This is a genomic window from Polaromonas sp. P3_C2 (assembly GCF_056402675.1).
This window is the reverse complement of record NZ_JBFUGX010000068.1, coordinates 1-10,286: the sequence shown is the minus strand read 5'-3', so window position 1 is coordinate 10,286 and position 10,286 is coordinate 1. Positions and strand designations below refer to the sequence as shown.

Annotated in this window: 10 protein-coding genes; 7 read left to right on the top strand and 3 right to left on the bottom strand. The window is 63.8% G+C overall.

The window, feature by feature from the left end; genetic code table 11:
- Positions 1–298: RbsD/FucU domain-containing protein (locus tag AC1DWI_RS04995; RefSeq protein ID WP_477724469.1), on the top strand; the 298-nt coding region annotated here is incomplete at its 5' end.
- Complete coding sequence (locus AC1DWI_RS04990; RefSeq protein WP_477724468.1) at positions 295–1,551, top strand: ROK family transcriptional regulator; 1,257 nt, start codon at positions 295–297, stop codon at positions 1,549–1,551. The genes AC1DWI_RS04995 and AC1DWI_RS04990, both read left to right, overlap by 4 nt.
- On the opposite strand, the gene AC1DWI_RS04985 is transcribed toward AC1DWI_RS04990, so the two are convergent.
- Both AC1DWI_RS04985 and AC1DWI_RS04980 read right to left on the bottom strand, forming a co-directional pair.
- Positions 1,535–3,385: an AMP-dependent synthetase/ligase gene (locus AC1DWI_RS04985; protein WP_477671145.1), complete on the bottom strand. Its 1,851-nt coding sequence runs from the start codon at positions 3,383–3,385 to the stop codon at positions 1,535–1,537. The genes AC1DWI_RS04990 and AC1DWI_RS04985 overlap by 17 nt on opposite strands.
- Before the next feature lie 126 nt (positions 3,386–3,511).
- Positions 3,512–4,165: a DedA family protein gene (locus tag AC1DWI_RS04980; RefSeq protein ID WP_477724467.1), complete on the bottom strand. Its 654-nt coding sequence runs from the start codon at positions 4,163–4,165 to the stop codon at positions 3,512–3,514.
- Positions 4,166–4,355: 190 nt separating this feature from the next.
- Here AC1DWI_RS04980 and mutL point away from each other — a divergent pair, with 190 nt between their 5' ends.
- The 4 genes from mutL (at position 4,356) to AC1DWI_RS04960 (ending at position 9,103) form a co-directional block, all read left to right on the top strand.
- Positions 4,356–6,278, top strand: coding sequence for a DNA mismatch repair endonuclease MutL (gene mutL, locus AC1DWI_RS04975; RefSeq protein ID WP_477671147.1), 1,923 nt, complete (start codon positions 4,356–4,358; stop codon positions 6,276–6,278).
- 32 nt (positions 6,279–6,310) lie between these two features.
- Entirely contained in the window at positions 6,311–7,270 is a 960-nt protein-coding gene (locus tag AC1DWI_RS04970; protein ID WP_477671148.1) for an alpha/beta hydrolase, read from the top strand.
- A gap of 106 nt (positions 7,271–7,376) precedes the next feature.
- Positions 7,377–8,708 (top strand): ammonium transporter, encoded by a 1,332-nt coding sequence (locus AC1DWI_RS04965; RefSeq protein ID WP_477724466.1) that lies wholly within the window; start codon positions 7,377–7,379, stop codon positions 8,706–8,708.
- Between the two features lie 26 nt (positions 8,709–8,734).
- Positions 8,735–9,103: a hypothetical protein gene (locus tag AC1DWI_RS04960; RefSeq protein ID WP_477671150.1), complete on the top strand. Its 369-nt coding sequence runs from the start codon at positions 8,735–8,737 to the stop codon at positions 9,101–9,103.
- A gap of 43 nt (positions 9,104–9,146) precedes the next feature.
- Here AC1DWI_RS04960 and AC1DWI_RS04955 read toward each other — a convergent pair whose 3' ends face one another.
- Positions 9,147–9,905: a DeoR/GlpR family DNA-binding transcription regulator gene (locus AC1DWI_RS04955; RefSeq protein WP_477724465.1), complete on the bottom strand. Its 759-nt coding sequence runs from the start codon at positions 9,903–9,905 to the stop codon at positions 9,147–9,149.
- A gap of 95 nt (positions 9,906–10,000) precedes the next feature.
- On the opposite strand from AC1DWI_RS04955, the gene AC1DWI_RS04950 reads away from it, so the two are divergent.
- On the top strand, positions 10,001–10,286 hold a 286-nt coding region (locus AC1DWI_RS04950), incomplete at its 3' end, for an NUDIX hydrolase (protein WP_477724464.1).

Genomic DNA, 10,286 nt, shown 5'->3' with positions numbered 1-10,286 from the left:
GGCGCGGACAGTGCGGGCCGTGGCGTCGCTGCTGCCTCTGGCTGAAGACGTGGATCATCCGGTGGCTTACATGCAGGTCAGCGGTACCGAGGCACCCTACCGTTCAGAGCTACAGCGCGAGGTACTGGCGCTGCTGGCCCCGGGCTGGCTGCCGCACCAGCAGGCCGAGGCCGTTGAGCGCTACGCGTTTTATGAACGGGTACGCCAGGCCTATGCCATTGTGGTGACGGGTGAATTGCAGCCTTTTGGCAACTTCATCCTGCGCAAAGGGGTCATCGGCGAAAATCTGCGTCCATGACCGAATCTCCTGTCACCGCCGCCACTCCCGCTACCCCTGCGGAATCCGAAGCAGCCACACCTGTGTGGCTGCGCCAGCGCGGCTCCAACCACGTGGGTATGCGCCAGTTCAACGAACGCGTGGTGCTGCAGGCCATCCGCCTGCACGGCAGCGTACCGAAAGCCGAACTGGCCCGCCTGACCAACCTGACCGCACAGACCATCGGGCTGATCACTGCCCGGCTGGAAGAAGACGACCTGCTGATCCGGCATGATCGCGTGCGCGGGCGCATTGGCCAGCCCTCGGTGCCGTTGGCGCTGAACCCCGACGGAGCCTTCTCTGTGGGGATCAAGATTGGCCGGCGCAGCACCGACTGGCTGCTGGTCGACTTCACCGGTCAGGTCCGCCAACGCCTGTCGCTGGCCTATGCCTTCCCAGATGCCGACACACTGCTCCCCGTGATCGGCCAGAACCTGCGCATCCTGCGCGAGCAACTCGGTGCACTGGCTCCGCGACTGGTCGGTGTGGGGGTGGCCGCTCCCTTCCAGCTCGGTGGCTGGCACCGGATGCTGGGGCTGTCAGCGCAGCAGTCGGACCGATGGAACCACATCGACCTCRGCGCCGAAGTGCAAGCCATGACCGAGCTGCCTGTGAGTTTTGCCAAAGATACCTCGGCGGCCTGCGTGGCCGAGCTGGTGTCGGGCCGTGGGCGCGACCTCAAGAGCTTTCTCTACCTGTTTGTCGACACCTTTGTGGGGGGCGGCCTGGTCATCAACTCACAGCTTCACGCCGGCATCCACAACAACGCCGGCGCCGTGGCGTCGCTGCCATTGCAGGCGGCCCGGCCACCCGGCGCGCCGCCACAGCTGGTCAGCCAGGCTTCGCTCTKGGAACTGGAGCAGTGTTTCAAGGCGCGCGGGCTTGATCCGACTGCAGCCTATGACGAACGCGCCCTGCAGCCGCCGTTCGAGTCCGACACCCAGGCCTGGGTGGCCAGCGCCGCCAATGCACTGGCCCACAGCGTGGTCAGCGCAACGGCCCTGCTGGATATTGATGCCGTGGTGATGGATGGCTCCTTTTGCCGCCCGCTGCTGCAGCGCCTGATTGAAGCCACGGGCGCAGCACTCGGCCGCTACAACTGGGAAGGCCTCTGGCCCGCCCAGGTGATCGCCGGCAGCATTGGCTCCGACGCTCGCGCGCTGGGCGGTGCCATGCTGCCCCTACATGCCAATTTCGCACCTGACCGAGACCTGTTTCTCAAGGGTGGCCGCTGATCCGCGCTTCGGGACGGTACATCGCCTCAATTTCGCGTGCATAACGGGTCATCAGGTTGTTGCGCTTGAGCTTGAGCGTCGGCGTCATCAGGGTGTTTTCGAGCGTCCACGGCTCCCGCGTAAGGTACACGGCACGCGGCGTCGCGTAGCGTGCAAAGTCCTTTGTCTGGGTTGCCATGCGCTCCAGCGCGAGCTTGTGGACAGCCGGCAGGTGCAGGCTGGCCGGATCCTCGGGGTCCACCGCCAGCGCTGCAGCCACACGCCGCCATTCGGCCGGGTTGACCACCGCCACACAGGCGATGAAGGGGCGGTTTTCACCGACGACAAAGACCTGGTCGAACAGGGAGTCGGCGGCAATCGCCACCTCCAGGTCGCCAGGCGGTACTTTTTCGCCGGTCGACGTCACGATGATTTCCTTCAGGCGTCCCATGATGCGGATACGCCCGCCATCGATCACGGCCTGATCTCCTGTGCACAGCCAGCCGTCGTCCGTCAGCACGCGGGCCGTGTCTTCGGGGCGTTTCCAGTAGCCCTTCATCACCAGCGGGCCGCGTACCTGCAGCTCCTGGTTGGCGCTGATGCGCACCTCGACACCCGGCAAGGCCCTGCCCACCGTGGCCGGGTCGTTGTCGTCCACACCATTGCCCGACACCACGGGCGATGTCTCCGTCATGCCGTAGCCCTGCAGTAGCGGCAGGCCCAGGCCGAGGAAACAGCGTGCCACCGCATGCGACAAGGGCGCACCACCGCTCACCGCCACCCGCACGCGCCCACCAAACTGCGCCCGCAGGGTTCCGGCCACCAGCCGCTCCAGCAGGGGCCAGACCAGGGGATCCAGCCATGCCCACGGACTTTTTTCGCTTTCCGCCAAAAGCAATCCCTGTGCGCGGCAAAACCGCCGCCAGCCGACAGACTGCGCCGCCAGAAACAGGCGTGTTTTAAGCGGCGACTGCGTCAGTGTTTCCTGCAGTTTGGCAAATACGCGTTCGTAAATACGCGGCACCGAAATCAGCACGGTGGGGCGCACGGTTTTCAGGTCCTCGGCCAGCAAGGGCACGGAACGCGCATAAGCCACACAGCTTCCGGCGGCAATGGGCAGGTAATAACCGGCAGTCCGTTCAAACGTATGCGACAGCGGCAGGAACGACAGGAACACATCGTCCACCGCCGGCACCACCAGCGACAGGATGGCCCGCACGTTGGACACGATGTTGCGGTGCGTCAGCATCACACCCTTGGGTTTTCCCGTGGTGCCGGAGGTATAGACGATGGCCGCGAGGTCGTCCTCCTGCGGTGCGGGCAGCAAGCCGGCGTACCCTTCCCCCACCGCCAGCCAGTCGGCCAGGGGCACAACAGCCACCGGCCCACCCGCCCCGCTCAATGCCGCTTCAGGCGCGGCGACCACCACGCAGCGCAACGCCGGCAAGGGCGTTCCGACAGCCTCAATGGCCTGCCACTGCGAAAGCGATGACACCATCAGCAGGGAAGCTTCGCAGTCGGCCAGGATGTAGGCAATGCTGCCGGCATTGTCAATGGCGTGCAGCGGCACAGGCACCAGCGCCAACGACAGGGCTGCCTGGTCAATGCTCACCGCATTAAGGCCGTTAGGCAAGAGGATCGCGACACTTGCATGGGCCGGCAGTTGCGTGGCCGCCAGCGCGCGTCGCCACCGCGCGACCCGCTCGCTGGCCTCAGCCCAGCAGGTGCTGCACCATTGCCCGGTGACGGCATCAAATTCACGGTAAGCCTCAGCCTCGGGGCTGTGTGCCACGCGAAAGGCCAGTAATTCCGGCAGCGTGTGCACTGCGGCAAGGTCCAGGGGGGTGATGTTCATTCAGGTTTCCTGCCAGCCGGAAAGGCGGCACTGTCATTTTTTATCACGTGCGCAGTTGCGCGTGGCGGCGTTGCATCAAGCCCGTTCAACAACAGGCCTTTTGGGCGAATGCGTATCAGCGCACCTTCAGGCGCCGGCGTTGCCTGCTTTGCGCCTGGCCTTCCAGGCGCCGAAAATAACAATCAGGCCGGGAATAAAAATCATGGCCCAGATGATTTTGTCGAGATGGGTTTTGACAAACGGAATGTTGCCGAAAAAATACCCTACCGTGATGATTCCACCGACCCACAGCGCGCCGCCCACAAGGTTGTACAACGTGAACTTGCTGCGTGTCATGTCCGATACGCCCGCGACAAAAGGGGCAAAGGTGCGAAGAAAGGGCATGAAACGCGCCGCGATGATGGTGATGCCGCCATACTGCTCGTAAAACGCGTGGGCCTGGTCAAAAGCCTTTTTGTTGAACCAGCGCGAGTTTTCCCACTGGAACACCTTGGGCCCCAAAGCCCGCCCTATGCTGTAGTTGCACTGGTCGCCCAGCACAGCCGCCACAAACAGCAACGCCACCGCTACCGGAAAACTCATGAGGCCGACACCGCACATCRCACCCACCACAAACAACAGTGAATCGCCCGGCAAAAAAGGCATGACGACTACGCCGGTCTCCACAAAAATAATCAGGAATAACAGGGCATACACCCATGCGCCGTAGCTGGTGACAAAGGCTTCCAGGTGCTTGTCGACATGAAGAATGAAATCGATGAGAAAGGTGACTAGTTCCATGCCGGCAATTTTGACAGGTATGAAACCAGCAGGCCTGCAGGGATGGCCAATGAGCTTCATGGCATGCCCCAAACCTTGCAAATCGCCAACAGACTATTACAAGTTGCTGATTGAACCAGTGCGGGAAAGCCTCAGGACGCAGGGGGTTTACGGCATGTCCCTCAACAGCCAAACCCGTAAAATCTGCGCAATGACCCTGCCCGCCCGCCGCCCGATCCGCGAACTTCCCGATGAACTGATCAGCCAGATTGCGGCCGGCGAAGTGGTGGAGCGCCCAGCGTCCGTCGTGCGCGAGCTGGTCGACAACGCACTGGACGCCGGCGCCACACAGGTGACTGTGCGGCTGCTGGCCGGTGGCGTGCGGCTCATCATGGTCGAAGACGACGGCTTCGGCATCCCGCGCGAAGAACTTCCCGTCGCCCTGAGGCGCCATGCCACCAGCAAGATTGCGTCGTTGCAGGATCTCGAAGCCGTCGGCACCATGGGTTTTCGGGGCGAGGCGCTGGCGGCGATCAATTCGATCGCAGACATGAGCCTGCTGTCCAGAACCGCCGCGGATGAACACGCATGGCAGCTTGACGGCCGCACCGGCGAACTGAAGCCCGCCGCCCGCAGCCGCGGTACCAGCGTGGAAGTGCGGGAGCTGTTTTACGCCACGCCCGCGCGCCGCAAATTCCTGAAAACCGATGCCACCGAACTGGCCCACTGCATTGAAGCCGTACGCCGCCATGCCCTTGTGCGGCCCGATGTGGGTTTTGCCATCTGGCACGAAGGCAAGCTGGTCGAGCAATGGCGCGCGGCGGCAGGCGACAACGCCCACCAGCAGCGCCTGGCCGACGTGCTGGGCAGCGAATTTGTTGAGCAGTCCGTCGCCGTCAGCTATGAAAGCTCGGCCCGCCGCGCCGACGGCCTGCCGGCCGTGCGCGTCTGGGGCGTCGCCGGCATTCCGGATGCCGCCCGCTCGCGCGCCGACCAGCAGTTCGCGTATGTCAACGGCCGTTACGTGCGCGACAAGGTGCTGACCCACGCTGCGCGCAGTGCCTATGAAGACGTGCTGCACGGCCACCGCCAGCCGGTCTATGCGTTGTATGTCGAGATCGACCCGTCCCGCGTGGACGTGAACGTGCACCCGACCAAGATCGAAGTGCGTTTTCGCGACAGCCGCGAGGTGCACCAGGCCGTGCGCCACGCCACCGAAAACGCGCTGGCCGTTCCGCGCTCCATGGCAGCTGTCCAGGCCGGCACGGAAGACGCTGCTGTCACGCCCACCGGATTTCTTGAACAAAACAAGGCTTTTTCGCAACAGGGATGGGCGCAACCAGCTATCAATTTTGTAGCAAACGGCGGCCACAGGGCCTCCGACTTTGACGCCATGTGGCCGTCATCGCAAGCCGTCGCGCCCAGCCCGCGGGAATCTGGCGAGGATGCCCTGTACGTCACCATTCCCCCAGCCGGAAATGGCATGGCAAACCCTGGCGTGCCTGAAGGCGCAAGCGCCCTGCCCTCCGGCGACTGGCCGCTGGGCCGCGCCATCGCCCAGCTGCAGGGCATCTAYGTGCTGGCCGAAAACACCCAGGGCCTTGTCATTGTGGACATGCACGCTGCCCATGAGCGCATCGTCTATGAACGCCTGAAAACCCAGATGGACGGTGCCGATGGCGCCGATGGTGCCAGCATCATCAGCCAGCCGCTGCTGATTCCGGCCACCTTTGCCGCCAGCCCCCAGGAAGTGGCCACGGCTGAGGCCAACGCCCAGGCATTGGCAACGCTGGGCCTGGAAATCACGCCTTTTTCGCCCAAAACCCTGGCGGTGCGCGCCGTGCCCACCAGCCTGGCGCAGGGCGATGCGGTGGAGCTGGCCCGCAGCGTGCTGGCCGAACTGGCCCAGCACGACGCCAGCACCGTCATACAGCGGGCCCAGAACGAGTTGCTGTCGACCATGGCCTGCCACGGCGCCGTGCGCGCCAACCGCAAGCTCACGCTTGACGAAATGAACGCCCTGCTGCGCCAGATGGAAGCCACTGAGCGCTCCGACCAGTGCAACCACGGGCGGCCCACCTGGCGGCAGGTCAGCATCCGGGAGCTTGACACGCTCTTCATGCGCGGACGCTGAACTTTCCGGCGCCCGGCGAATCATTCACTTGCATGAAACGCTGGCACCTCTTTACTTCTTTCCTGATGACGCTGGCGTTGCTGGCGGGCTGCGCCACCCTTGACGAAAAGCAGCGGGCCTGGATCTTCCAGCCCAGCGACCGCACCTGGAGCGGGGGCGCTGCCGCCGCTGTTGGCATGGAAGACGTCTGGATTGACTTCAACGCCGCTGGCGGCAACGGCAGTGACGGCGACCACCCCGTCCGCCTGCACGGCCTGTGGCTGCCGGCAGACGAGCCCGATGCCGCAAGCAAAACCCCCGTGCTGCTGTACCTGCATGGCGCGCGTTACAACGTTACCGGCTCCGCGCCGCGCATGCGCCGCATGCAGGAGCTCGGCTTCTCGGTCCTGGGGATCGACTATCGCGGTTTTGGCAAAAGCACCTACGAACTGCCGTCGGAAACATCGGCCTACGAAGACGCCCGCGCCGCGTGGGACTGGCTGGCCAAAAAGTACCCCGGCCGCCCCCGTTACATCTTCGGACACTCGCTGGGCGGGCCAATTGCCATCAACCTGGCCACTGAAGTGGCCGATGAAAGCGGCACGATTGTCGAAAGCACATTCACCTCCATCGCCGATGTGGTGAGTACGTCCCAGTGGGGCTGGATGCCGGTGTCGCTGCTCATCACCCAACGTTTCGAGGCCGTCCGAAAAGTCGGCAAGATCGGCTCCCCCCTGCTGGTGGTGCATGGCGGCGAAGACCGCCTCATCCTGCCGGACCTGGGGCGCAAACTTTATGACGCCGCAGCGCAGCCCAAGCTCTTCCTGCTGGTGCCGGGTGGCTCGCACCACGACACCAACCTGGTCGGCCAGCCGCAATACCGGCAGGCACTGGCACAGCTGTTTCAGATGGACAGGAGCCTTGCTGACGGTGCGCAGCAGAATGAGGCATTGCAGGTGGCCGGCGGCAAACGCGCCCCAAAACAAGCCGAAATGCTACAGAACAAGGAATAATGCCCAAAAACAGGTATTTTTTACTTACCCAATACATGTAGCCGGATGTAACATCCCTCGTACCGCATAGCAGCTGATAGCAGCTAAAACAACGAGAGGGGAATGTATGAGCCAAGTCCTGGTTATCCGCAGGCCGTCTGCCATCAATGTGCTGGCCCCTGTGCTGGCGCTTCTGGCGTCTGCCCCTCTTCATGCCCAGACCGCCGCCGCCGCCGCGGCGCCTGCCGTTGCGAAATTCAATGGCGCAGACACCGCCTGGATGCTCATCTCGACCGTCCTGGTGCTGTTGATGACCATTCCCGGCATCATGCTGTTTTACAGCGGCATGATGCGGGCCAAAAATGCGCTCTCCATCGTGGCGCACACCTTTGCGGCCACCACAGTTGTCACGCTGGTATGGGCGGGCATTGCCTACTCGCTGGCCTTCACGCCCGGCAACCCCTGGATCGGTGACATGAGCCGGGCACTGAGCGAAKGCCTGCTGGGCGCAAAAGTCGGCGCGCACGTTTCAGCGCCTTCCGTGCCGGAATCCGCTTTCTTCCTGTTCCAGCTGGCATTCGCCATCATTACCTTCGCGCTGATCATCGGCGCCACTGTGGAGCGAATGCGCCTGAGCGCCACCATTTTCTTCGCGGCCTTCTGGACCATCCTGGTATACGCCCCTGTGGCGCACTGGATCTGGCAACCCACCGGCTGGCTCGCCAGCATGGGCCACATGGACTTTGCGGGCGGCACAGTGGTGCACATCGCGGCCGGCGTCAGCGGCCTGGTGGCGGCCAAGGTTGTGGGTCCGCGCAAGGGTTTCGGAACCGAACCCATGGTGCCGCACAACCTCTTGATATCCATCATCGGCGCCGGGCTCTTGTGGGCGGGCTGGTTCGGCTTCAATGCCGGTTCGGCCTTTGAAGCCAGTTCGCGCGCCGTGGGCGCCCTGCTGGCCACCCAGGTGGCGGCCTGCGTTGGCGCGTTCATGTGGGGCATTTGCGAATATGTCCAGCGCGGCAAGTTCAGCGTGCTGGGCATGGCAACTGGCGCCATTGCCGGCCTCGTCGCCATCACGCCGGCGTCCGGTTTTGTCGGCGTCATGGGCGCATCGGTGTTGGGCTTTGCGGGCGGCGTCGGCTGCTTCCTGGCCGTGACCCGCTTCAAGCGTGCCACAGGAATTGACGACTCGCTTGACGTATTTGCCCTGCATGGCGTGGGCGGCATCATCGGCACGGTCCTGACCCCGGTCTTTGCGCTCAAGGAAATTGCACCCGTGACCGCCACCGTGTTTACCAACCTCGTGGGAGCCTGCGCCGTTGCAGCTTACGCAGGCGTCGCGACCTGGCTGATTTTGCTGGTGGTCAAGCCCCTTGCAGGCCTTCGCGTAACCACGGCAGAGGAAGAACTGGGCCTTGACCTTGCCCAGCACGGCGAGATGATTTCAGGTGCTTGAGTTCCCCCCATCAAGACACGTAAACCATGCTGTTAACCATGACGCCGCCTGACGACTCCGATCTCATGGCCTACGCGGTGCGGATGGTCATTCCCATGAAGCGGGAGTTCGGCCGTTCGTTGAATGTCCATCAATTCCTGCATGACCTGCCGTACGCCACTGAAGTAATTCAGGAAGCGCTCAACAGCAAGGACGAGCGCCTGCGCAGCTATGCGGCCTATGCGCAGACCAAGATTTTCGGACCCCGCAGCGGCAGCGAACCATTGCTGTCAGCGTCCGCTGCATCGCCCGCACCGTCGCGCGCCGTCGCGGCCGCTCCTGCCGCAAGTGAAACAGAAATCAGCGAAGACCTCCGGGCCAAGGCCATTGCCCGGTACAAGTCAGGCCTGCGCTGAACAGCCTGGCCGCCCCGACAGCGCCCTGATACCCCAGGCTTGATCAGCCCGCCCTCACCACACGCACGCCGGCACGTCTGGCGCTGCTGATCCACGCTGCCTGCGCGTCGCGGTGAACCACCACCGCCGACACATCGGCCAACGCCATGATGCGGCAGGCCGAAGCCGCGCCAAGTTTTTCGCCCGATGCCAGCAGCACCGTTTCCGAGGCGCAGCGGTGCAGCGCCCGCTTGACGGCGGCTTCTTCGGAATCTCCCGTGGTCACGCCCGCCGACGCATGCACGCCGGTCGCCCCCATGAAAAACACATCGGCCCGCAGGCGGGATAGCTGCTCCATCAACTCGGCCCCCATGGCCACCATGGAGTGCCGAAAGAGCCGCCCGCCAAGCAGCTGAATCACGAGGTGGGGACAGCGAGCCAGTTCCATGGCAACCGCCGGGCTGTGGGTAAACACCGTCGCATGAAGGTCTTCACTCAGGTGCCGCGCCATCTGCAGCGCGGTGGTGCCGCCGTCGATGATCACCACCTGCCCTGGCTGGACCATGGCCRCCGCCGCCCGGCCGATGGCCTGCTTGTCCAGCGGCGCAATCTGCTCGCGCACCGTCACATTGCCGACGGCCGGTGAAGCAGGCAAGGCCCCGCCATGGACACGCTGGAGCTTGCCCGCCTGGGCCAGCTCGCGAAGGTCGCGCCGGATGGTGTCTTCCGAAATACCCAGTTCCTGGCTGACGGTCTTGGCAACCAGTTGCCCGTCACGGTCAAGGCGTGTCAGCAGCAGGTGTTTGCGTTGGCTGGTCAGCATGGGGTTTCGGCTCCGGTTTCTATCTGGCGTGAAGCTGGACAATTGCACGAAATTTCATAATAATGCACGATATTACACGAAATCAACCAATCCGAATGCGCCCTTCCTTCCTGATTCCACCGCCCGCACCACACGTGCGCGTGCTCGGCGATGAACGCCTGTCCGACAACTGGTATGTGTTGCGCAAACTCACCATCGAGTTGCGCCGCCGCGGCGGCACGTGGCAGCAGCAGACACGCGAGGTCTATGACCGCGGCAACGGCGCAGCGATCCTTCTTGTCAACGTCCGGCGGCAAACCGTGGTGCTGACAAGGCAGTTCCGGCTGCCGGCCTGGGTCAATGGTTGCGCCGACGGTATGCTCATCGAGGCCTGCGCCGGAC

Coding starts and splice junctions, on each gene's coding strand:
- AC1DWI_RS04970 (WP_477671148.1), top strand. CDS start 6,311: ATGAAACGCTGGCACCTCTTTACTTCTTTCCTGATGACGCTGGCGTTG.
- AC1DWI_RS04985 (WP_477671145.1), bottom strand. CDS start 3,385: ATGAACATCACCCCCCTGGACCTTGCCGCAGTGCACACGCTGCCGGAA.
- AC1DWI_RS04960 (WP_477671150.1), top strand. CDS start 8,735: ATGCTGTTAACCATGACGCCGCCTGACGACTCCGATCTCATGGCCTAC.